This window comes from Burkholderia sp. SR8 (assembly GCF_052851275.1).
In genome coordinates this window covers 126,057-147,211 of the sequence record NZ_JAULUC010000016.1, presented here as the reverse complement: position 1 = coordinate 147,211, position 21,155 = coordinate 126,057, and the positions used below count along the sequence as shown (strand labels likewise).

Sequence of the window (21,155 nt, the reverse complement as noted above, 5' to 3'; positions counted from 1 at the left end):
CACGGTCGATACACCATATGCAATGTAGACAACGCGGGCTCGCGACGCTTCGGCATCCAAATAAAATCGCACGAGACGAACACTCGCAGCGCCACAATGCGCAGTGGCCGGCGAGGAACGACAAATAGGCGCTACGTGGCGTCCGCGACAAGCGGATCGCATGGGCGAATAGTTTCCCGTGTCGGCAGAACCGCCCGAATATTCCGCGACGCGGATCCGCACATTCGGCACCCGCAGCATGCGAAACGACGCAAAGGTGAGGTTTTTCGGGAGCAGTAAGTGAGCCTTTCCGGGAGTGCGCGGGTGAGCCGATACGGGAGCGGCCGGTGAGCCTTCGCGGGAACCGCAGGTGAGCCCTTGCAGGAGGCCCCCGGTGAGCCTTTCCGGGAAGGCTCGGTGAGCGTCTGCGGGAGGCGCGGGTGAGAAGATTCGGGAGGCTTCGGTGAGCGCATCCGGGAGCGTCAGGTGAGCCTTTCCGGGATGTACCGGTGAGTGCTTGCAGGAGCATTCGGTGAGACTTTTCGGGAGCCTCCGGACGCAGTGCTCCACGGCGCGCGGCGCGCGCGTTTGCCGGCGTCCGCGCCAATACGGGCACGCATGAACCGTGCCCGGCTCCGGTTTTACGCCGCGAGTTTCGACGCCGCGTCGTTCACCTGGTCGCGTGAAATCGCGAGTTCCTCGAGGTGCGCATCCGCATAAACGCCGCCGGTCTCACGCTCGAGTCGCGCGATTGTCAGCGCGCAACGTGCGGTGTCTTTCGGCATCGCGATGAAGCGCTTGACCGACTCGCCGGACGTAAACGCTTCGAACAGCGCGCTGCGCACGTCGTCCGGAAGCGTCTTGGTCCATTGGTACGGCTTGCCGTTGAACGTGATCGACGGCGGCAGCGTGCGTTCCTTCTTGGTGGCCGTGATCAGGCCGTACGTGCGTGCGGCATCGCCGATCTGCTCGGGCGAGAAGAGTTCGTCGGGCGTGATGTCGAACTGCTCGATGTAGTTCTCGATCGCGCGCATCGCCGCGGCACGATCGTCGCGCTTCTTCTGCGCGCGCGCGACGATGTCGCGCAGCTCGTCCGCTTCCTCGGGCGTGATCGTGAAGCTTGCCTGCTTCTGCTGAAGTTCGGAGAAACGCTGGAATTCTTGATCGTTCAGAAGTTTGGCCATGACATCCATCGGATACGGCGGCTGCGACAGCTGGCCGCCGTAGTTTTTGAGAGGGCCGCTATTCTAGCGTAGCGCCGGAGGCTGGCGCTCGCGCATCCGGGAACGATCCGTCGAAGATCGGGGCGAGCATGCGCGATATCGTGGTGACTCGCATCCCGCTGCCGCAGCGTCGGCCCCGGTCTCGCCGACCGGGAGATTCGTGAAAGGCCGCGTCCGCGCGAGCGACGCACCGCTACAGTGCGCCGGTTCGCGTTCAGCAAGTCTCCGCGCGGCACATCGACAACTGGCCTGCCGTGTCGCGCAGCCCGGCGACGACGACGTCGATCGACGGCGCCATGTGCGCGTCGATCCGGCGCATGTACGGGCAGGTCAGCACCGCGATCGCGTGGCCGGCCGGGCCGAGGATCGGCGCGCTCAGGTCGGTGACGCCATATGCCTGACGGCTGTCCTGGCGCACGTAGCCGGACTGGCGGATCGACTGGCACGCGTATGCGAGTTCCTGCTCGTTCAGCGGCGTTTCGCCCTTGACCTTGCGATGCTCGGCCAGCATGTGCGCACGCTGCTCGGCACTCTGGAACGACAGCATCACGCGGCCCGACGCGGTATCGGCAAGGCCGACGCGCGCGCCGAGCCGCACCGACACGCCCCACGGGCCGGGGCCGTCGACCTGCGCGATCACGAGCAGGTTGCCGCGATCGTAGACGCTCAGATGGCACGACTGTTCGGCGGCATCGGCGAAGCGCTGCATCAGCGGCAGCGCTTCGGCGATCAGGCGGTTCATCGGCGGATGCCGGTGCGCGAGCGCGAACAGTTTCAGGCTCAGCGTGTAGCGGTCGCCGCCGCTCGAGCGCATCACGTAGCGGCGCGCGACCAGCCGTTCGAGCATCCGGTAGATCTCGCTCGCATTACGGCCGAGCTCCTTCGTGATTTCGGTGCGGGTCAGTCCTTCCTTCTGTTCCGACAGGAGTTCGAGGATGTCGAGACCCTTGTCGAGCGCGGGCGCGCGATAGCGGTCGGCTGCGCCCATCGATTCCCGTGCGTCGCTGCCGGGAAACGGAGTATTGGTCGATTGCATCATGGGTATGAGGTCCGGGGAATTGCCGATCGGCGGCGACGCACGCTGGCCTTTTTGCACGCTGGTTCGTGGCGCCCGCATCCGATGCGAACGCCATCCGCGCGAGCTTAACAACAAACTTTCAGTGTGCAATGCAGCGTCTTTTTACCGATCGTTACCGAGCAAGAACGGATCAGGTGTCGTTTTCGATGACAGGGTCGCAACGAATATTGCCTATTCGTGTCCCGCAGTCGACGACTGATGCGATTTCGGTGCCGCGCAATTCGTCGCGGGCATCCCGATGCTGCGCCGCAACGCCTGCAGGCGCACCAATAGTCGGTATCCGTCGCGCGCCATTTCACGGCGCGGCGCCGATGGTACAAAGAGCGGCGGGCCAACGACGGCGCGGCCGCGCGCGAAGCCGGCCGGCAGAGGCCGGCACGTTGCGCGAATGCCGGGCCGTCGTCGCCGATGCGCAGACCGGCGGCCGCCCGTTCGATGCGCGTCGCACTCCGGTGCGGCGCCGCGATCGCTGCGCCTGCGCGAGCCTCGCGCGTCGAACGGCCTGCCGGATACGGCGCCGACGCGCGTCATCGACGATCGATATTCAGTCCGGCGCGTGGCCGTCAGCGGCCGCGTCGGCCGGTATCCTGTCACATTCGACAACAGAGGTTGAGCACGATGAAACTGCTTCGCTATGGCCCGTCCGGCCAGGAAAAGCCCGGTATTCTCGACGCGGATGGCCGGATTCGCGATCTGTCCGCCCACGTGCCGGATCTTGCCGGCGACGCGCTGTCCGACGCCGGTCTTGCGCGCCTGCGGGCGCTCGATCCGGCCACGCTGCCGCTCGTGCCCGGCGAGCCGCGCATCGGCGCGTGCGTCGGACGCGTCGGCAAATTCATCGGCATTGGTCTGAACTATGCCGACCACGCGGCCGAGGCCGGCATGCCGGTGCCGAAGGAGCCGGTGGTATTCGGCAAATGGACGAGTTCGATCTGCGGCCCGAACGACGGCATCGAGATCCCGAAGGGCTCGGTGAAGACGGACTGGGAAGTCGAGCTGGGCGTCGTGATCGGCACGACCTGCAAGGACGTCGACGAAGCCCGCGCGCTCGATCACGTCGCCGGTTACTGCGTCGTCAACGACGTGTCCGAGCGTGAATGGCAGATCGAGCGCGGCGGCCAATGGGACAAGGGCAAGGGCTTCGACACGTTCGGCCCGATCGGCCCGTGGCTCGTCACGCGCGACGAGGTGCCCGATCCGCAGCGCCTCGACCTGTGGCTCGAAATCGACGGCCACCGCTATCAGAACGGCAACACGCGCACGATGGTGTTCACCGTCGCGCAGTTGATCGCCTATCTGTCGACCTGCATGACGCTGCAACCGGGCGACGTGATCACGACCGGCACGCCGCCGGGCGTCGGGATGGGCATCAAACCCGCGCCGGTGTTCCTGAAGGCCGGTCAGATGGTGCGGCTCGGGATCGAGGGCCTCGGCGAGCAACTGCAGAGCACCCGCAACGCGCGGTAGGCGCCGGCGCGGCGCGTGCTATCGGCCGCGAACCTGCCGCACCGCCCGGCCCGCTGAGCGAGCGCAGCAATCGCGTCGGATGCTTCGCGACGGCGGCCGTCGCGAACCTGCCACCGATTCACTAAAAGACGAGAGCCCGATTCCGCGCAATGCGGAATCGGGCTCTCGTCGTTCATCCAATCCGCACTTCGCAGATCAGACGACGTTGTCCAGCTCGCAATGCGCTTCGATCCGATAGCCGTCGGGATCGACGACGAACGCCGCGTAATAGCCAGGACCGTATTGCTCGCGTTTGCCCGGCCCGCCATTGTCGCGACCGCCATGCTGCAGCGCGGCGCGGTAGAACGCATCGACTTCGACCGGCGACGCCGCGCGGAACGACACGTGCAGCCCCGACTCCGGATCGGCGACGACCGGGCGCTTCGCGTGCTGCAGCCACAGCACCGGTTCGGTGGTGCCGTAGCCGAGTGAACCGTCGTCGCTGTGCAGCCGCTTGTAGCCAAGCGCACCGAGCGTGTTGTCGTAGAACGCACGGCTGCGGTCGATGTGGGCAACGCCGAAGGAAAGGTGATCGATCATCTGTGGCTCCTTGAACTGAGAGGGGACGTCAACGCAGCAAACTGCCTACCCACACCATGCCGCCAGCTTGTAACGCAGCGCGCCGCGCGTGCTGTCGTCGAATCCGCGGGTGCGGACGGTGTGGACAACTTCGCAGGAAAGGCGATCGTTCATCTGTGGCTCGTTGAACCGACGGGGACGCCAGTGCGACGCACCATTCTTAACCACCATGCTGGTTATGTTAGAAACCGTCCTGACGCTTGTCAACCGGCATGGTGGTTAGATACGATCGCGTCATGAGCAAAACGCAACCTTCCGTCACGTCGGACTGCCTGATTCCGGCACCGTCCGAAACATTGAGCATCGATTTCGCGAATACGCTGTACTGGCGTGGTGCCGACGCGCCGACGGAGACCTTCGGCACGCTCGCCGACCTGTTCGCGTGGTGCCGCGAGCAGGCGGGCGTGCCGGCGCGCCTGGCCGACGCATGTCTCGGACATGAAAACGGGAAGGAGCAGGGTGACGAGCCAACGATGCTGGCCCGCGCGCTCGCGTTGCGCGAGGCGCTGTATCGGCTGTTTCATGCGCAGGCCGAGCGGCGCGAGCCGCAGCCCGACGATCTCGTGCTGCTCGGCGGTTTCCTCGCGGAAGCGGCGCCGCGCGTCGCGCTCGCGCGGATCGACGGCGCCTACGCATGGCGGATCCCGGAAGCGGACGCATCGCTCGCGCGGCTGCTGAGCCCGGTGCTGTGGTCGGCGACCGACCTGCTGGGCGGCGCGCGGCTCGCGAAGGTCAAGCGCTGCGCGAACGACGCATGCCAGTGGCTGTTCATCGACGACAGCAAGAACGGCAGCCGCCGCTGGTGCTCGATGTCGTCGTGCGGGAACCGCGCGAAGGCATATCGCCATTATCACAAGGCCGGTTGACGGCAACGCGCGGCCTGCGCGTCACATTGCCATCGTCCGAATCCCGCCCGCCGAATCTATTTCGCCGACAGCTTTCGCCACAGCGTCGTCTTGCTGATGCCGAGCATCGCGCACGCGCGATCGCGGTCGCCGCCGCACGCGTCGAGCACCGCGCGGATCTCGTCGGCTTCCGCGCAGCGGCGGCGCGCATGGAGCGTGCGCGCGTCGCCGGCCTCGGTCGCATCGAGCGCATCAGGCGCGGCCGCGAACAGTTCGGGCGCGATCGCCTGCAGCGCATCGGCCGCGAGCATGGGGCAAGCGGCGTCCGGGTCGCGCTCGTCGACTTCCTCGGCCAGTTCCACCGCGATCCGCTCGACGACGTTCTGCAGTTCCCGCACGTTGCCGGGCCAGCGATACCGCGCGAGCGTCGTCTGCGTCGCGTCGAGCACGCGCATCGCATCGCCGACCTCGCGCACGCGTTCGGCGAGCCGCGGCTCGCGCCGTGCGGCCTGTACGAGCAGCGTGGCCGCGAGCGCCGGGATGTCGGCGGCGCGCTCGCGCAGCGGCGGCAGGCCGATGTTCAGGATGTTGAGCCGGTAATACAGGTCCGCACGGAACGTGCCGGCCTCGACGGCCGCGAGCAGCGGCCGGTGCGTCGCGGCGATCACGCGCACGTCGATGCGGATCGGCTCGGTCGAGCCGAGGCGGATCACCTCGCGTTCCTGCAGCACGCGCAGCAGCCGGCTTTGCAGCGACGGCGGCATTTCGCCGATTTCGTCGAGAAACAGCGTGCCGCGGTGCGCGGCCTCGAACAGCCCGGTCTTGCCGCCGCGCCGCGCGCCGGTGAACGCGCCTTCCTCGTAGCCGAACAACTCGCTCTCGAGCAGCGCTTCCGGAAACGCGCCGCAGTTGACCGCGACGAACGGATAGCTGCGCCGCGCGGACAGCGCATGCAGGCTCTGCGCGATCATCTCCTTGCCGGTGCCGCTTTCGCCGAGCACGAGCACGGTCGCGTCGGATTTCGCGTAGCGGCGCACCAGGTCGCGCACGCGCGTCATCGGCGCCGATGCGCCGACCACGTCGTCGAGCGCGTAGCGCGCTGCGAACTGCTGCGTGGTCGGCTGCGAGCGCAGCGCACGGTCGAGCCGTTCGACCGCACGCGACTCCTGAAACGTCAGCACGCTGCCCGACGTGACGCCGCGATCGACGAGCGGCCCGCGATGCACGACGTAGCGCACGCCGCGCACGGTCGCGAGCGCGTCGCCGTCCTCGCCGCGCAGCGTGCGCAACTCCGGACGCAGATCGACGAGCGCGCGGCCGACGGCCGCCGCAGGCTCGACCCCGAGCGCCGACGCGAGCCGCTCGTTGATCGCTTCGACGCGGCCGCGCGCATCGAGCGCGACCACGCCGTCGCGCAGGTGCTGCAGCAGGTTGTCGAGCCGCTGGCGGCGAAACGCCTCGGCGTGCGTCGCGTACGCGACTTCGAGCGCGGTTTCGACCGCCTTGCGCACCGACGCGTGCGAATACAGGAACACCGCGCCCATGCCGGCGCTCGCCGCGAGATCGGTGACGAGGCCGGGGCCGACGATCGTCTCGATGCCGCGGTCGTGCAGGTCGTGCACGCAGGCTTCCGCTTCCTGCGCGGACTGATATGACGCAAACTGCACGTCGAGGCCGTACGCGGCGACGAAGCGGCGCACTTCGGGCGGCGTCTCGCCGGCGCTCACGAGCGCGATCCGCGACGCGTCGCGGCGGGCGCGCGCGAGCGCCTGCATCACATCGAAGCCGGTCGGCGACACGACCACCACCGGCACCTGCGCACGCGTTTTCAGGAAGCCGCCGTTCGAGCCGGCCGCGACGATCACGTCGGGCCGCGCGGTGCCGGCCTCCGCGATCGCGCTCAGCGCGTCTTCGTACGCGCGCGTGACGATCCGCACGTCGGCGCGTTCGTCGAATTCGCCGGCGATCTCGCGAAACAGTTCGCGCAGGCGGCTGATGCCCATGGCCCAGATACGCGGGCGCACCGTTCGGTCGGCGGGGCCGACGGGCTTGGTCGAGGAGAGGTCCATGGCGACCGATTATGCGCGCAGGATTTCATTTTTGAAACACGAAATTGCCGAATTGAAATCGGCGGGCGAAACGCCGCGCGCGCCGGTTACTTAAGAATCAGTGGGTTAGCGGCGTTTCGCAGGCTGGCCCGGTCCTTGCTGTTAATGGTCGTTCCTTCAGGAGGCCGTTCATGAGCAACACGCATCTTCAGAGCGCCGGCGCGAAGTTTCGCGCGGCAGTCGCGGCCGAGCAGCCGCTGCAGGTGGTCGGCGCGATCACCGCGTATGCGGCCAAGATGGCGCAGGCCGTCGGCTTCAAGGCCGTCTACCTGTCGGGCGGCGGCGTCGCGGCGAATTCGCTCGGGATCCCCGATCTCGGCATCAGCACGATGGAAGACGTATTGATCGACGCGAGCCGGATCACCAACGCAACCGACCTGCCGCTGCTGGTCGACATCGATACGGGCTGGGGCGGCGCGTTCAACATCGCGCGCACGGTCCGCTCGTTCATCAACGCGGGCGTCGCGGCGGTCCACATCGAGGACCAGGTCGGCCAGAAGCGCTGCGGCCACCGTCCGGGCAAGGAAGTCGTGCCGACCGCCGAAATGGTCGATCGCGTGAAGGCCGCGGTCGATGCGCGCACCGACGACCAGTTCGTAATCATGGCCCGCACCGACGCGGCCGCCGCCGAAGGGATCGACGCGGCGATCGAGCGCGCGATCGCGTATGTGGAAGCCGGCGCGGACATGATCTTCCCCGAAGCGATGAAGACGCTCGACGACTACCGCCGCTTCAAGGCCGCGGTGAAGGTGCCGATCCTCGCGAACCTGACCGAGTTCGGCTCGACGCCGCTGTTTACGGTCGACGAACTGCGCGAGGCGAACGTCGACATCGCGCTGTATTGCTGCGGCGCGTATCGCGCGATGAACAAGGCCGCGCTGAATTTCTACGAAACGCTGCGCCGCGACGGCACGCAGAAGGCCGCGGTACCGACGATGCAGACCCGCGCCGAGCTGTACGACTTCCTCGGCTATCACGAATACGAACGCAAGCTCGACGAACTGTTCGCGCAGGGCAAGAAGTAACGTGTCCGCGCGCCGGGACACGCTTCCCGGGACGCCTTGCATGAAGCCGGAGCCATGCGCCGCCGAAGCGCCGGCGCCGGCCGAGATTGATCCCCATTGGAGAACGGAAACATGAGCGAGACGAAAGACGCAGCAGCACCGGCCGCCGCAGGCGCATTCAAGCCGAAGAAGTCGGTGGCGCTGTCGGGCGTGACGGCCGGCAACACGGCGCTGTGCACGGTCGGCAAGACCGGCAACGACCTGCACTACCGCGGCTACGACATTCTCGACGTCGCCGAATCGTGCGAGTTCGAGGAAATCGCGCACCTGCTCGTGCACGGCACGCTGCCGAACCTGACCGAACTGGCCGCGTACAAGACCAAGCTGCGCGCGCTGCGCGGCCTGCCGAGCGCGCTGAAGGCCGCGCTCGAGCAGATCCCGGCTTCCGCTCATCCGATGGACGTGATGCGCACCGGCGTGTCGGTGCTCGGCACCGTGCTGCCGGAGAAGGACGATCACAACCTGCCGGGCGCGCGCGACATCGCCGACCGCCTGATGGCGTCGCTCGGCTCGATGCTGCTGTACTGGTATCACTTCTCGCACAACGGCAAGCGCATCGAGACGGAAACCGACGACGACTCGATCGGCGGCCACTTCCTGCACCTGCTGCACGGCAAGACGCCGTCGAAGTCGTGGGTCGACGCGATGCATACGTCGCTGATCCTGTACGCGGAGCACGAATTCAACGCATCGACGTTCACCGGCCGCGTGATCGCGGGCACGGGCTCGGACATCTACTCGGCGATCACCGGCGCGATCGGCGCGCTGCGCGGGCCGAAGCACGGCGGCGCGAACGAAGTCGCGTACGAAATCCAGAGCCGCTACAGCTCGCCGGACGATGCCGAAGCCGACATCCGCCGCCGCGTCGAGAACAAGGAAGTCGTGATCGGCTTCGGCCACCCGGTCTACACGATCTCCGATCCGCGCAACAAGGTGATCAAGGGCGTCGCGCACAAGCTGTCGAAGGAAGCGGGCGACCTGAAGCTGTACGGCATCGCCGAGCGGCTGGAATCGGTGATGTGGGACGCGAAGAAGATGTTCCCGAACCTCGACTGGTTCAGCGCCGTGTCGTATCACATGATGGGTGTGCCGACCGCGATGTTCACGCCGCTGTTCGTGATCTCGCGCACGTCCGGCTGGAGCGCGCACATCATCGAGCAGCGCATCGACAACAAGATCATCCGCCCCAGCGCGAACTACACCGGTCCGGAAGACCTGCAGTTCGTGCCGATCGAAAAGCGCTGATCGCCGGCCGCGCGCACCGGCGCCCGTGATGCGGGCCGCCGGGCGCGCGCAACGTTTCACCCCGAATTCCGCCCCACATCATGAATACCGCCTACCGCAAACCCCTGCCCGGCACGTCGCTGGACTACTTCGACGCGCGTGCCGCGGTCGACGCGATCGCCCCCGGCGCATACGACACGCTGCCGTACACGTCGCGCGTGCTCGCCGAAAACCTCGTGCGGCGCTGCGATCCGGCGATCCTCGCCGAGTCGCTGAAGCAGATCGTCGAGCGCAAGCGCGAACGCGACTTCCCGTGGTTTCCGGCGCGCGTGGTGTGCCACGACATCCTCGGCCAGACGGCGCTCGTCGATCTCGCGGGCCTGCGCGACGCGATCGCGGAGCGCGGCGGCGACCCGGCCAAGGTGAACCCGGTCGTGCCCGTGCAGCTGATCGTCGACCACTCGCTCGCCGTCGAATGCGGCGGCTTCGATCCGGACGCGTTCGCGAAGAACCGCGCGATCGAGGATCGCCGCAACGAGGATCGCTTCCACTTCATCGAATGGACGAAGCAGTCGTTCGAGAACGTCGACGTGATCCCGCCGGGCAACGGCATCATGCACCAGATCAACCTGGAGAAGATGTCGCCGGTGATCCAGGCGCAGGATGGCGTCGCGTACCCGGACACCTGCGTCGGCACCGACAGCCACACACCGCACGTCGACGCGCTCGGCGTGATCGCGATCGGCGTCGGCGGGCTGGAGGCGGAGAACGTGATGCTCGGCCGCGCGTCGTGGATGCGGCTGCCCGACATCGTCGGCGTCGAGCTGACCGGCAAGCGCCAGCCCGGCATCACCGCGACCGACATCGTGCTCGCGCTGACCGAGTTCCTGCGCAAGGAGAAGGTGGTCGGCGCGTATCTGGAATTCCGCGGCGAAGGGGCGGCGAGCCTGACGCTCGGCGACCGCGCGACGATCTCGAACATGGCGCCCGAATATGGCGCGACGGCCGCGATGTTCTTCATCGACGGCCAGACGACCGACTACCTGCGCCTCACCGGCCGCAGCGACGAGCAGGTGAAGCTCGTCGAGACCTACGCGAAGACGGCGGGCCTGTGGGCCGACACGCTGAACAACGCGCAATACGAGCGCACGCTGACGTTCGACCTGTCGAGCGTCGTGCGCAACATGGCCGGCCCGTCGAACCCGCACAAGCGGCTGCCGACGTCCGATCTGGCCGCCCGCGGGATCGCCGGCCAGTGGGAAGAGAAGCCGGGCGAGATGCCCGACGGCGCGGTGATCATCGCCGCGATCACGAGCTGCACGAACACCAGCAACCCGCGCAACGTGATCGCTGCCGCCTTGCTCGCGCGCAACGCGAACGCGAAGGGCCTCACGCGCAAGCCGTGGGTCAAGAGCTCGCTCGCGCCGGGCTCGAAGGCGGTCGAGCTGTATCTGGAAGAAGCGAACCTGCTGCCCGAACTCGAGAAGCTCGGCTTCGGCATCGTCGCGTTCGCGTGCACGACCTGCAACGGGATGTCGGGCGCGCTCGATCCGAAGATCCAGCAGGAAATCGTCGACCGCGACCTGTACGCGACCGCCGTGCTGTCCGGCAACCGCAATTTCGACGGCCGCATCCATCCGTATGCGAAGCAGGCGTTCCTTGCGTCGCCGCCGCTCGTCGTCGCGTATGCGATCGCCGGCACGATCCGCTTCGACATCGAGAAGGACGTGCTCGGCCACGACCGGGACGGCAAGCCCGTCACGCTGAAGGACATCTGGCCGACCGACGAGGAGATCGACGCGATCGTTGCATCGAGCGTGAAGCCGGAGCAGTTCCGCAAGGTGTACGAACCGATGTTCGCGCGCACCGCCGACGCGGGCGAGCGCGCGGCGCCGCTGTACGACTGGCGCCCGCAGAGCACGTATATCCGCCGTCCGCCGTACTGGGAAGGCGCGCTGGCCGGCGAGCGCACGCTGAAGGGCATGCGGCCGCTCGCCGTGCTCGGCGACAACATCACGACCGACCACCTGTCGCCGTCGAACGCGATTCTCGCGAGCAGCGCGGCCGGCGAGTACCTCGCGAAGATGGGCCTGCCGGAAGAGGACTTCAACTCGTACGCGACGCACCGCGGCGACCACCTGACCGCGCAGCGCGCGACCTTCGCGAACCCGACGCTCGTCAACGAGATGGCGGTCGTCGACGGCGCGGTGAAGAAGGGCTCGCTCGCGCGCGTCGAGCCGGACGGCAAGGTGATGCGGATGTGGGAAGCGATCGAGACGTACATGAATCGCAAGCAGCCGCTGATCGTGATCGCCGGTGCCGACTACGGCCAGGGCTCGTCGCGCGACTGGGCCGCGAAGGGTGTGCGGCTCGCGGGTGTCGAGGCGATCGTCGCCGAAGGGTTCGAGCGGATCCACCGCACGAACCTGATCGGGATGGGTGTGCTGCCGCTCGAGTTCAAGCCGGGCACCAACCGGACGACGCTCGGCATCGACGGCACCGAGACCTTCGACGTGATCGGCGAGCGTACGCCGCGCGCCGATCTCACGCTCGTGATTCATCGCAGGAACGGCGAGCGCGTGGAAGTGCCGGTGACGTGCCGGCTCGATACGGCCGAGGAAGTGTCGATCTACGACGCGGGCGGCGTGCTGCAGCGTTTCGCGCAGGACTTCCTCGAATCGTCGCAGGCGGCGTGACGGCGCGCTGATCCGTCGAAGCCGGGCGGTGCATGCGTGTATCGCCCGTCGTCATATGGCTTTGCATGGGACCGGCGCCGGCGCGCGAGCGCAGGCGCCGGTCGACAGGACAACACAGACATGGCTCACATTCCTCAAATCAGGATTCCCGCGACCTACCTGCGCGGCGGCACCAGCAAGGGCGTGTTCTTCCGGCTGCAGGACCTGCCGGACGCCGCGCAGACGCCGGGCGCCGCGCGCGACGCGCTGCTGCTGCGCGTGATCGGCAGCCCCGATCCGTACGGCAAGCAGATCGACGGGATGGGCGGCGCGACGTCGTCCACCAGCAAGACCGTGATCGTGTCGAAGAGCACGCGGCCCGGTCACGACGTCGACTACCTGTTCGGGCAGGTCGCGATCGACAAGGCATTCGTCGACTGGACCGGCAACTGCGGCAACCTGTCGGCGGCGGTCGGGCCGTTCGCGATCAGCGGCGGCCTCGTCGATGCGTCGCGCGTGCCGCGCGACGGCGTCGCGACCGTGCGGATCTGGCAGGCGAACATCGGCAAGACGATCGTTGCTCACGTGCCGATCACGAACGGCGCGGTGCAGGAGACGGGCGACTTCGAACTGGACGGCGTCACGTTCCCGGCTGCCGAAGTGCAGCTCGAGTTCATGGACCCGGCCGCCGAGGAAGAGGGCGCGGGCGGGTCGATGTTCCCGACCGGCAACCTCGTCGACGATCTCGCGGTGCCGGGCATCGGCACGCTGAAGGCGACGATGATCAACGCCGGGATCCCGACCATCTTCGTCGAGGCTGAAGCGATCGGCTACACGGGCACCGAGCTGCAGGACGCGATCAACGGCGATGCGAAGGCGCTCGAGAAGTTCGAGACGATCCGCGCGCACGGCGCATTGCGGATGGGGCTGATCGACACGCTCGACGAGATCGCGACGCGTCAGCACACGCCGAAGGTCGCGTTCGTCGCGAAGCCGGCCGACTATGTCGCGTCGAGCGGCAAGCGCGTGAATGCGGGCGACGTCGACCTGCTGGTGCGCGCGATGTCGATGGGCAAGCTCCACCACGCGATGATGGGCACGGCGGCGGTCGCGATCGGCACGGCCGCGGCGATCCCCGGCACGCTCGTCAATCTTGCGGCGGGCGGCGGCGAGCGCAACGCGGTACGTTTCGGACATCCGTCGGGCACGCTGCGCGTCGGCGCGGAGGCGCGGCTCGAGAACGGCGAGTGGACCGTCACGAAGGCGATCATGAGCCGCAGCGCGCGCGTGCTGATGGAAGGCTGGGTGCGGGTGCCGGGGGATGCGTTCTGATCCGCGTCGCGGCTGCCGCGCTGTGAACCGGCAGCGGTGAACAGCAAGCGATCCCTGCACGGCGATCCGCGCTGTGCAGGGATTTTTCGTTGATGCATGCGTCGGTGATGAAGGGCCGATGCGGGGTGATCGCGAAGTATCGGGCCTTGCGTAAGCGCTGAAGCGCCAACGGGGGCGACTGCGAAGCATGGGGCCTTGCGTAAGCGCTGAAGCGCCAACGTAGGCCGACCGCGAAGCATGGGACCCCTGTAAGCGCTAAAGCGCTAACAGGGGTCGACAGGAGAACCGTATGTCGCTTGGTGTCCCGCTGTCCGGCGTCCATATCGTCGAATTCGAAGGTCTCGGCCCCGGTCCGCTCGCGGCGTGGATGCTCGCCGGCATGGGCGCGCGGATCACATTGATCACACGCCCGGCCGGCCGCACGAGCGCACCCGATGCATTGCAGGCCCGCGACGGCGACCTGCTGCGCGAAGGCAAGACGATCGTCGAACTCGATCTGAAAACCGCGGCCGGCCGCGACGCGGCGCTCGCGCTGATCGCACAGGCCGACGCGCTGGTCGAAGGCCTGCGGCCCGGCGTGATGGAGCGCCTCGGCCTCGGTCCGGACGATTGCGCACGCGCCAATCCGAAGCTCGTGTACGGACGCATGACCGGCTGGGGCCAGGATGGCCCGCTCGCGTCGGCCGCCGGACACGACCTGAACTACGTGGCGCTGACAGGGCTGCTGTCGTTGTCCGCGCCGTGCGACGGACGACCCGGCGTGCCGCCAACCGTCGTCGGCGACGCCGGCGGCGCGCTCGGGCTTGCATTCGGAATCGTCTGCGCGCTGTTCGACGTGCGCGGCGGCGGCCCGGGGCGCGTGGTCGACGGTGCAATCGTCGACATCGTGTCGATGCTCGGCTCGCTCGCGCTGTGGGCGCGTGCGAACGGACAGCTCGACGGCGTGCAGCCGAGCCTGTTCCACGACGCGCCGTTCTACGACGTGTATCGCTGCGCGGACGGCGAGCATGTGACGATCGGCGCGCTCGAGCCGCCGTTCTATGCGCTGCTGGTCGAGCGGCTCGGTTTGACCGATCTCGATCCGGCAGCGCAGTACGATCGCGCGCGCTGGCCGGCGCTGAAGGCGCGTTTCGCCGATGTGTTCGCGCAGCAGCCGTCCGCGCACTGGCGCGCGCTGCTCGAAGGGACCGACGCGTGCTTCGCGCCCGTGCTGAGCGTGACCGGCGCGGCGGAGCATCCACACAATGCGGCGCGCGGCATTTACCGCACCGATGCGAATGGCAACATTCGTGCGCGCGTGGCGCCGCGGTTCATGCCGTTGAAGGCCGATGGAGCGGAATAGATCCGTGTCCGCATCGATCCGCAGCCCGCGATTCGGGGCGGCGCGACGACGAAAAAGCACCAAACTTGGCGATGCGGAAATGATCGTGCTGGTCGTTGCAGTGCGTCGCCGTGATCGCGACGCCGTCCATCTTGCCGCGATGAAGCGTTAGATCCGGCTGGTGCGATGTTGCATGACTGGTCGCCGGTCACGCGCTCATCGGCGTGCCGGGCCCGGCACAATTCACGCCGTTTCCTCCGGCGCATCCGGCATCTTCCCGTCGCCGACACGATTGATCGTGCCTTGCGCGATCGCGACGAGCCGCTCGTGATCGCCGTCGATGACGAACACGTGACACTGGCAGGTCGCCTGGTGCCGGCCCGCGTAGACGACCTTCGCGCGCGCGACGAGCGTACCGTTCACGGCCGGCCGCAGGTAATTGATCTTGTATTCGGCGGTGATCACGCGCGGGCCGAGCACGAGCGCGCCGGCGAACGTCAGTGCGTTGTCGGCGAGATAGCCGATCACGCCGCCGTGCACGAAACCGTGCTGCTGCCGCAGTTCTTCGCGCACCGGCAGGCACAGCGAAACCTCGTTGTCGCCGATATGCATCAACTGCGTGCCCAGCAACATGCTGAACGGTTGCGCGCGCAATGCGCCGCGCGCGTGATCCGTGATGTCCGTCATCGAGTTGCCTCGCAATGCGTGTCCGCTTGCGCTGAACTCTAGGAAGGGGGCTGCGGATAAGCAAGGAAATTCGACCGCTTTTCGTGCAATTGCCGGCGCGATGTGATGCGATTATTGCGTCGAACGTCGGAGTTGTCCTCGTTCGGCGGCGATTCGACAGGAATGACGGGGCAGCGGGTCTTGTTCGTACGGCCGCGGCCGGTAGCCCCAACGGGCCCCAAGCCGGGCGTCCCTAGCCGGGTGCCCCTGACCGGGCGTCCCTAACCGGGCGTCCCTAAAGTCCGACGAAGAAATGCCGCTAATGCCGGGGCATTCCCCCATTGCACCATCGTCGGCTCTCCAGGAAATCTTCCCCATGTTCGGAAAAATCAAGCTCGCGTCGGGTCTGCTCGGCGTGTTGACCGTGTTTTGCCTCTTTCTGGTCGCGATCGAGGCGCTCGGCTTCTGGGCGCTCGCGTCGACGCGCAGCGGCGTCGACGATCTGTCGAACGTCGCGATCGCGCAGGTCGACGCGGCGAGCCAGGCCACCGAACGCCTGCTCGACGCGCGCGTGAACCTGTCGCGTGCCGGCACGCGGATGGTCCGCGGCGGCCCGAAGCCCGACGACATCATCCGCCATGCCAGCGCTTCGCTTGCCGAAGCGGACAAGGCGTTCGCGTCGCTGACGGCCGCGCACGCCGTCGACGAAACCAACCGCGCGCGCGTCGCGGCGCTCGCCGAGCGCTATCGCGCGCTGCGCGGCGCGCTCGGCGAACTCGTGCAGTTCCTCGACGCCGACAACATCCAGGCGTTCCTCGATCAGCCGACGCAGGGCTTCCAGGACGCGTACATCGCCGAACTGCATCGTTTTGCGGACTACGGCGGTGCATCGAGCCGCGCCGCGCTCGACACGATCGACGGCGGCATCCAGTGGTTCAAGTGGGTCGGCATCGTGCTGCTGGTGGCGATGCTCGCGGCGAGTGCTGCCATTTACGCGGCCGCGCGGCGCGCGGTAGTCGCGCCGCTCGACGAAGCCGGCCGCCATTTCGAGCGGATCGCGCAAGGCCGGCTCGACGAAGCCGTGCGGGCGGGCGGCGTGTTCGAAATCGACCGGATGCTGCGCGGCCTCGCCGCGATGCAGGCGAGCATCGCGGACACCGTGCGTACCGTGCGTCACGCGTCCGACGCGATCCACCTCGGTGCGGGCGAGATCGCCGGCGGCAACGCGGACCTGTCCGCGCGCACCGGCACGCAGGCCGCGTCGCTCGAGGAAACGGCCGCGAGCATGGAGGAACTGACCGCGACCGTCCGCCAGAACACCGACAGCGCGCGCGCCGCCAGCGCGCTGGCCGACGCGGCGCTCGACGCGACACGTCACGGCGGCGGCGTCGTGGACAGCGTGATCGACCGGATGCGCGGCATCGCGCAGAGCTCCGGGCGGATCGCGGAGATCATTTCGGTGATCGACGGCATCGCGTTCCAGACCAATATCCTCGCGCTGAACGCGGCGGTCGAAGCCGCGCGCGCGGGTGAGCAGGGCCGCGGCTTCGCGGTGGTGGCCGGCGAAGTGCGCTCGCTCGCGCAGCGCAGCGCGCAATCGGCGAAGGAGATCAAGGCGCTGATCGAGGAATCGGTCGCGCAGATCGACGGCGGCTCGGAGCTGGTCGAGCGCGCCGGGGACGCGATGCGGACGGTCTCGGCGTCGATCACGCGCGTCGTGCAGACGATGTCGGAGATCACGGCCGCGTCGGTCGAGCAGAGCGTCGGCATCGAACAGGTGAATCAGGCCGTCACGCAGATGGATCAGCTGACGCAGCAGAACGCGGCGCTGGTGGAGGAAGTCGCGGCGGCGGCCGCGTCGCTGAACGAGCAGACCGCGCACCTGATGCAGGCGGTATCGGTGTTCGAACTGGGCGATGCGCGCAGCGGACGCGGTGCGCGCGACGCGCGCGCGTCGTCGTCGTTTGCCGACGCCGGTGCCGGTTACGAAACGGCGGGCAGCGCCGCGTAGGCGGTCGCGAGGTGGTAGGGCGTCGTCGACGGCATGTCCGCGCGCGATACCTGCCCGTCTGCCGCCTTGCACTCGAACCAGCCGCGCGGATGCAGGAAGCGCGCGGCGAAGCGCTCGATCTGCCGCGCGAGCGGTGCGGACACCGGCGTGCCGCCGTGCGTCGCGAGCGCGCGCAGGTATTCGGTCTGCGCCCAGATCCGCTGCGTGCCGTCGATGCACGTGCCTTGCGTGTCGAGCGCCGCGCACACGGCGCCCGTCTGCGGATCGATGCCGTGCCGTTCCGCGAACGCGAACGCGCGCGCCAGCGCGCCGGGCAGCCCGGTTTGCGCGAGCCGCGCGCCGGCCGCGTCGACCAGGTAGAACCATTCGAACTGATGGCCGGGCTCGAAGCGGTTGCCGGCCGCCCCGAGCGGCAGCTCGGCGACGCACCCGGTCGCCGGATCGACGAACGTGCGCTCGACGGCCTGCGCGGTGCGCGCGAGCGCATCGTCGAACGCCGCGTCGCCGAACGCGTCGGCGGCGGCGAGCCACGCTTCGGTCAGGTGCATCAGCGGGTTCTGCAGCGCGCCGCTGCCCGACGGCGAGAAATCGGCGTGACGCGCGGCATCGAGCAGCGCATCGCCCGGCTGGCGCGCGAAGCGGTCCTGGATCAGTGCGGCGGTGTCCTCCGCGACCGTCCGCGCGGCGGCGTCGCCCGACGCCGCATGCCATGCGGCGCACGCGAACACGACGAACGCATGCGTATACAGGTCTTTCGTCGTGTCGAGCGGCGCGCCTTGTGCGTCGACGCTATAGAACCACCCGCCGTGGACCGGGTCGCGGAAGCGGCTGCACAGCGAGTCGAACAGCGTGGCCGCGTGCGCGGCATGGCCGGCCTGCGCGAACACGAACAGTTGCCGTGCGCACGCCATTGCGCGATAACGGGTGACGGGCAGCGGTGCGTGAGTGGCCGGATCGACGGCCTCGAACGGCAGTCGCAGCGTGTGGTCGAACCCTGAACCCTGCCAGATCGGCAAGATGACGTGCGCAAAATGGTCGCGCAATTGAGCGGCCTGGGCGGGAGCGGAGTCGGAAACGGACATGACGGGGTTGTGCGCTTGGATCGAAACGTGTCGGCGCGGCCCGGAGGATCGGCGCGACCGAGGCCAAGGATAAAACATTCCGCAGCGCCGGCACCAAAAAAAAGGAGATAAATCCGATGCTCAGCAACCTGGAACTCGTGATGCGGCTGGTTCTCGCGGCGGCGCTCGGCAGCGTCATCGGCTTCGAGCGCGAGCGTCTTTCATGGGCGGCCGGCCTGCGCACGCACATGCTGGTCTGCGTCGGCTCGACGCTCATCATGATCGTGTCGGCGTTCGGTTTCGCCGACGTGCTCGGGCGCAGCGACCACATCGTGCTCGATCCGTCGCGGATCGCCGCGCAGGTCGTGTCGGGCATCGGTTTCCTCGGCGCGGGTTCGATCCTGCTGCGCGGCGAGATCGTCCGCGGACTGACGACGGCCGCGAGCCTGTGGTCGGTCGCCGCGATCGGTCTCGCGGTGGGCGGCGGCCTCTATGTCGCGTCGATTTCCGCGACGATCATCATCCTGATCATCCTCGCCGGCATCAAGCCGCTCGAGCGCCGCTACTTCACGGTTCGCCAGCGCCGCCAGTTCACGCTGACCGTGGTGGGCGGCGCGCTGACGTTCGATTCGCTGCATGCGGCGCTCGGCCCCGACAGCGCGCGCGTGAAGCAGTTCATCGTGCAGCGCGCCGACGACACGGGTGAGCACGACGAGGTGCGTATCGCACTCGCGCGCGTGTCCGATCTCGAATATCGCGCGATCTGCGACAAGCTGCGCGCGCTGCCGTGCGTGACGCGCTTCGACGACGGCGACGGCGCGCCGGGCGACGAATAGACGGCATCCGACCGGCCGGATCGGCGATCGGTCATGCGACAATGGCCGGTCACCGATTCCGTTCGACATCCGGTTCCGCGTTCGCTGGCCTGTAATCCGACTCCATGACCGAATCCGTTTCCCTGCCTCGTTCCCGTTCCGACCGTTCGCGTCCGCGCTCGGCCGCGGCCGCCGCGGATACCGCCGCCAACGCATCCGCGCGGCCCGCCCATGCGCCGGCCGGCGATGCGCTGCGCGACGAACGCACGCTCGACCTGTTCGGCGATCCGGTGTTCGAGCCGGCCGCGCGTGCGCCGGGTGTCGCGCGTGACGACACGCTGGCGGACGTGCAGGCGGTAGCGGCCACGGCCGACAGCGAGGACGCCGGACGGCAGGCGACGCTCGACGGGTTCGGCGCGCCCGTTGCAGCGCGGGAGCAGGACGATGACGTTGCCGTATCGGCGGAATCCGGATCGATACCGGGACATGACGATGTGACGGACGCGGATGTCGTGCGCGCGTTCGATGCCGCCGCAATGAAGGCGGCCGACGCGCAGCAACCCGCGAGCGTCGGTGCGATTGCGATCGGCGAGCCCGACATCGACAGCGCGAACGCGAAGGCCGGTAGCGTGTCGGAAACCGTCGACGGTGCGGTAACGCATGACGGGTTCGCGGCGCTGAGCGCGACGGCGGTTGCCGGTGCGGTCGGCGCGGTCGCCGGCGATCGGCCCGTGAAGTCCGACAGCGAAGCGGAAGGTGCCGATACGCGGGACAAACGCGCTGAAGCAGCGCGGACGCCCGGCGCGACCCCGAAGGGGCGTCGCGCATCGTCGGGCGGCAAGCGGCGAGCGGCGAGCGGTGCTCGCGAAGCGGCAGCGGTTCGCGGCACGCCGGACGCGGGCGCGGTTGGTGCGAAGCTGGAGCCGGCTTCGGCTTCGGCTTCGGCGACGACCGAGCACATTGCGCCGTCCGCGGAGCGGCGGGCGTCGGTTGAACCGTCCGAACCTACCGTCGCCGCCATTTCGACGAACGCCGGCGATGCGACGCGAGCAGCAGCGCCGGTGTCGCCCTCCGTGCCGCCGATGGCTTCCGCGGCCTCTTTCATGACGAAGCCGTCCGTCGATCGTGCGCAACCGGCTGTGCCGACTTCGCCGGCCTTCGATCCCGACACCCATCTGCGTCCGCTGTCCGATCGGCTCGGCGCGCTGCAGGCCGAGACGGCCGGCATCAAACAGGCGGCCGATCGCGAGATGCGCCGCGTCAACCGGCTGCTGCTGGCGCTGGCGATCGTCGTGTTCGCGGGGCTGGTCGCGCTGGTGCTGCAAACGCGGCAAATCGCGCACCTGAAACAGGAGCTGGACGTCCGGCAACAGCGGATCGACCGGCTCGCGGCCGATCTGTCGACGCAGCAGGCGACCCTGATGACGCTCGCGGAACACCACGAGGCGCTGCTGTCGCAGGTCGACCGGCTCCAGCGCAATGCGAACCGCGACGCAGCGGCCGCGAAGCGCGTGCGTCGTACCCGCTAAATAGTCCGACCCTACTTGGGGCGTCCCGCCGGGCAAGGAGCGTCAGGTTATGGCGTCGTCTGACGGCCCCGTGGGTGCGGCAAACTGATGCGGCAGGCTGGCAGAATTCAGGGAAAACCCTTAGAATGGAGCTCATCTA

At 68.2% G+C, this 21,155-nt stretch carries 18 protein-coding genes; 11 read left to right on the top strand and 7 right to left on the bottom strand.

From position 1 onward, the window contains the following. Nucleotides 1–620: 620 nt before the first annotated feature. Nucleotides 621–1,172 carry a hypothetical protein gene (locus Q3A80_RS20930; RefSeq protein WP_446330790.1) on the bottom strand — a complete coding sequence of 184 codons (552 nt, stop codon included), beginning with the start codon at nucleotides 1,170–1,172 and terminating at the stop codon, nucleotides 621–623. Between the two features lie 244 nt (nucleotides 1,173–1,416). Further along, the gene (locus Q3A80_RS20925; protein ID WP_446330789.1) at nucleotides 1,417–2,241 is read right to left on the bottom strand and encodes an IclR family transcriptional regulator; all 825 of its coding nucleotides are present in this window, start codon (nucleotides 2,239–2,241) and stop codon (nucleotides 1,417–1,419) included. A gap of 657 nt (nucleotides 2,242–2,898) precedes the next feature. Between Q3A80_RS20925 and Q3A80_RS20920 the strand changes: the two genes are divergently transcribed. After that, nucleotides 2,899–3,747 carry an ureidoglycolate lyase gene (locus tag Q3A80_RS20920; protein ID WP_446330788.1) on the top strand — a complete coding sequence of 283 codons (849 nt, stop codon included), beginning with the start codon at nucleotides 2,899–2,901 and terminating at the stop codon, nucleotides 3,745–3,747. Between the two features lie 195 nt (nucleotides 3,748–3,942). Here the strand turns inward: Q3A80_RS20920 and Q3A80_RS20915 are convergent, their stop codons facing one another. Then, a complete protein-coding gene (locus Q3A80_RS20915) occupies nucleotides 3,943–4,326 on the bottom strand; it encodes a VOC family protein (RefSeq protein ID WP_446330787.1) in 384 nt (127 codons plus the stop codon). Nucleotides 4,327–4,577: 251 nt separating this feature from the next. Between Q3A80_RS20915 and Q3A80_RS20910 the strand changes: the two genes are divergently transcribed. After that, nucleotides 4,578–5,231 (top strand): CGNR zinc finger domain-containing protein, encoded by a 654-nt coding sequence (locus tag Q3A80_RS20910; RefSeq protein ID WP_446330786.1) that lies wholly within the window; start codon nucleotides 4,578–4,580, stop codon nucleotides 5,229–5,231. Nucleotides 5,232–5,287: 56 nt separating this feature from the next. Here Q3A80_RS20910 and prpR read toward each other — a convergent pair whose 3' ends face one another. Next, a complete protein-coding gene (prpR, locus tag Q3A80_RS20905; RefSeq protein ID WP_446330785.1) occupies nucleotides 5,288–7,279 on the bottom strand; it encodes a propionate catabolism operon regulatory protein PrpR in 1,992 nt (663 codons plus the stop codon). Between the two features lie 170 nt (nucleotides 7,280–7,449). Between prpR and prpB the strand changes: the two genes are divergently transcribed. The 6 genes from prpB to Q3A80_RS20875 all read left to right on the top strand — a co-directional run bounded on the left by prpB (nucleotide 7,450) and on the right by Q3A80_RS20875 (nucleotide 15,106). Further along, nucleotides 7,450–8,343 carry a methylisocitrate lyase gene (gene prpB / locus Q3A80_RS20900; protein ID WP_446330784.1) on the top strand — a complete coding sequence of 298 codons (894 nt, stop codon included), beginning with the start codon at nucleotides 7,450–7,452 and terminating at the stop codon, nucleotides 8,341–8,343. Between the two features lie 111 nt (nucleotides 8,344–8,454). Then, on the top strand, nucleotides 8,455–9,627 hold the full coding sequence (prpC, locus tag Q3A80_RS20895; protein WP_446330783.1) for a bifunctional 2-methylcitrate synthase/citrate synthase: 1,173 nt from the start codon (nucleotides 8,455–8,457) through the stop codon (nucleotides 9,625–9,627). A gap of 80 nt (nucleotides 9,628–9,707) precedes the next feature. Further along, nucleotides 9,708–12,302, top strand: coding sequence for a Fe/S-dependent 2-methylisocitrate dehydratase AcnD (gene acnD, locus Q3A80_RS20890; RefSeq protein ID WP_446330782.1), 2,595 nt, complete (start codon nucleotides 9,708–9,710; stop codon nucleotides 12,300–12,302). 120 nt (nucleotides 12,303–12,422) lie between these two features. Continuing rightward, complete coding sequence (gene prpF / locus Q3A80_RS20885) at nucleotides 12,423–13,613, top strand: 2-methylaconitate cis-trans isomerase PrpF (RefSeq protein WP_446330781.1); 1,191 nt, start codon at nucleotides 12,423–12,425, stop codon at nucleotides 13,611–13,613. Nucleotides 13,614–13,902: 289 nt separating this feature from the next. Further along, entirely contained in the window at nucleotides 13,903–14,955 is a 1,053-nt protein-coding gene (locus Q3A80_RS20880) for a CaiB/BaiF CoA transferase family protein (RefSeq protein WP_446330780.1), read from the top strand. Between the two features lie 4 nt (nucleotides 14,956–14,959). Next, the gene (locus Q3A80_RS20875; protein ID WP_446330779.1) at nucleotides 14,960–15,106 is read left to right on the top strand and encodes a hypothetical protein; all 147 of its coding nucleotides are present in this window, start codon (nucleotides 14,960–14,962) and stop codon (nucleotides 15,104–15,106) included. Between the two features lie 71 nt (nucleotides 15,107–15,177). Here the strand turns inward: Q3A80_RS20875 and Q3A80_RS20870 are convergent, their stop codons facing one another. Next, entirely contained in the window at nucleotides 15,178–15,621 is a 444-nt protein-coding gene (locus Q3A80_RS20870) for a PaaI family thioesterase (protein ID WP_096507802.1), read from the bottom strand. Between the two features lie 355 nt (nucleotides 15,622–15,976). Between Q3A80_RS20870 and Q3A80_RS20865 the strand changes: the two genes are divergently transcribed. Continuing rightward, nucleotides 15,977–17,611: a methyl-accepting chemotaxis protein gene (locus Q3A80_RS20865; protein ID WP_446330778.1), complete on the top strand. Its 1,635-nt coding sequence runs from the start codon at nucleotides 15,977–15,979 to the stop codon at nucleotides 17,609–17,611. Here Q3A80_RS20865 and Q3A80_RS20860 read toward each other — a convergent pair. Continuing rightward, entirely contained in the window at nucleotides 17,584–18,693 is a 1,110-nt protein-coding gene (locus Q3A80_RS20860) for an AGE family epimerase/isomerase (RefSeq protein ID WP_446330777.1), read from the bottom strand. The two genes, Q3A80_RS20865 and Q3A80_RS20860, sit on opposite strands and share 28 nt — an antisense overlap. Nucleotides 18,694–18,809: 116 nt before the next feature. Here Q3A80_RS20860 and Q3A80_RS20855 point away from each other — a divergent pair, with 116 nt between their 5' ends. After that, on the top strand, nucleotides 18,810–19,508 hold the full coding sequence (locus tag Q3A80_RS20855; protein WP_446330776.1) for an MgtC/SapB family protein: 699 nt from the start codon (nucleotides 18,810–18,812) through the stop codon (nucleotides 19,506–19,508). A 49-nt stretch (nucleotides 19,509–19,557) separates the two neighbouring features. Here Q3A80_RS20855 and Q3A80_RS20850 read toward each other — a convergent pair whose 3' ends face one another. Further along, nucleotides 19,558–20,592: a hypothetical protein gene (locus tag Q3A80_RS20850; protein ID WP_446330775.1), complete on the bottom strand. Its 1,035-nt coding sequence runs from the start codon at nucleotides 20,590–20,592 to the stop codon at nucleotides 19,558–19,560. Between Q3A80_RS20850 and Q3A80_RS20845 the strand changes: the two genes are divergently transcribed. Continuing rightward, entirely contained in the window at nucleotides 20,591–21,016 is a 426-nt protein-coding gene (locus tag Q3A80_RS20845) for a hypothetical protein (protein ID WP_446330774.1), read from the top strand. The two genes, Q3A80_RS20850 and Q3A80_RS20845, sit on opposite strands and share 2 nt — an antisense overlap. The last annotated feature ends 139 nt before the right edge of the window (nucleotides 21,017–21,155 follow it).

What these genes read in the sequence shown, in the direction of transcription:
- Q3A80_RS20910 (WP_446330786.1), top strand. Translation starts at nt 4,578, where the DNA reads ATGGTGGTTAGATACGATCGCGTCATGAGCAAAACGCAACCTTCCGTC.
- prpB (WP_446330784.1), top strand. Translation starts at nt 7,450, where the DNA reads ATGAGCAACACGCATCTTCAGAGCGCCGGCGCGAAGTTTCGCGCGGCA.
- acnD (WP_446330782.1), top strand. Translation starts at nt 9,708, where the DNA reads ATGAATACCGCCTACCGCAAACCCCTGCCCGGCACGTCGCTGGACTAC.
- Q3A80_RS20870 (WP_096507802.1), bottom strand. Translation starts at nt 15,621, where the DNA reads ATGACGGACATCACGGATCACGCGCGCGGCGCATTGCGCGCGCAACCG.
- prpF (WP_446330781.1), top strand. Translation starts at nt 12,423, where the DNA reads ATGGCTCACATTCCTCAAATCAGGATTCCCGCGACCTACCTGCGCGGC.
- prpR (WP_446330785.1), bottom strand. Translation starts at nt 7,279, where the DNA reads ATGGACCTCTCCTCGACCAAGCCCGTCGGCCCCGCCGACCGAACGGTG.
- Q3A80_RS20915 (WP_446330787.1), bottom strand. Translation starts at nt 4,326, where the DNA reads ATGATCGATCACCTTTCCTTCGGCGTTGCCCACATCGACCGCAGCCGT.
- Q3A80_RS20855 (WP_446330776.1), top strand. Translation starts at nt 18,810, where the DNA reads ATGCTCAGCAACCTGGAACTCGTGATGCGGCTGGTTCTCGCGGCGGCG.
- Q3A80_RS20865 (WP_446330778.1), top strand. Translation starts at nt 15,977, where the DNA reads ATGTTCGGAAAAATCAAGCTCGCGTCGGGTCTGCTCGGCGTGTTGACC.
- Q3A80_RS20925 (WP_446330789.1), bottom strand. Translation starts at nt 2,241, where the DNA reads ATGATGCAATCGACCAATACTCCGTTTCCCGGCAGCGACGCACGGGAA.
- Q3A80_RS20920 (WP_446330788.1), top strand. Translation starts at nt 2,899, where the DNA reads ATGAAACTGCTTCGCTATGGCCCGTCCGGCCAGGAAAAGCCCGGTATT.
- Q3A80_RS20880 (WP_446330780.1), top strand. Translation starts at nt 13,903, where the DNA reads ATGTCGCTTGGTGTCCCGCTGTCCGGCGTCCATATCGTCGAATTCGAA.
- Q3A80_RS20860 (WP_446330777.1), bottom strand. Translation starts at nt 18,693, where the DNA reads ATGTCCGTTTCCGACTCCGCTCCCGCCCAGGCCGCTCAATTGCGCGAC.
- Q3A80_RS20850 (WP_446330775.1), bottom strand. Translation starts at nt 20,592, where the DNA reads ATGAAAGAGGCCGCGGAAGCCATCGGCGGCACGGAGGGCGACACCGGC.
- Q3A80_RS20930 (WP_446330790.1), bottom strand. Translation starts at nt 1,172, where the DNA reads ATGGATGTCATGGCCAAACTTCTGAACGATCAAGAATTCCAGCGTTTC.
- prpC (WP_446330783.1), top strand. Translation starts at nt 8,455, where the DNA reads ATGAGCGAGACGAAAGACGCAGCAGCACCGGCCGCCGCAGGCGCATTC.
- Q3A80_RS20845 (WP_446330774.1), top strand. Translation starts at nt 20,591, where the DNA reads ATGACGAAGCCGTCCGTCGATCGTGCGCAACCGGCTGTGCCGACTTCG.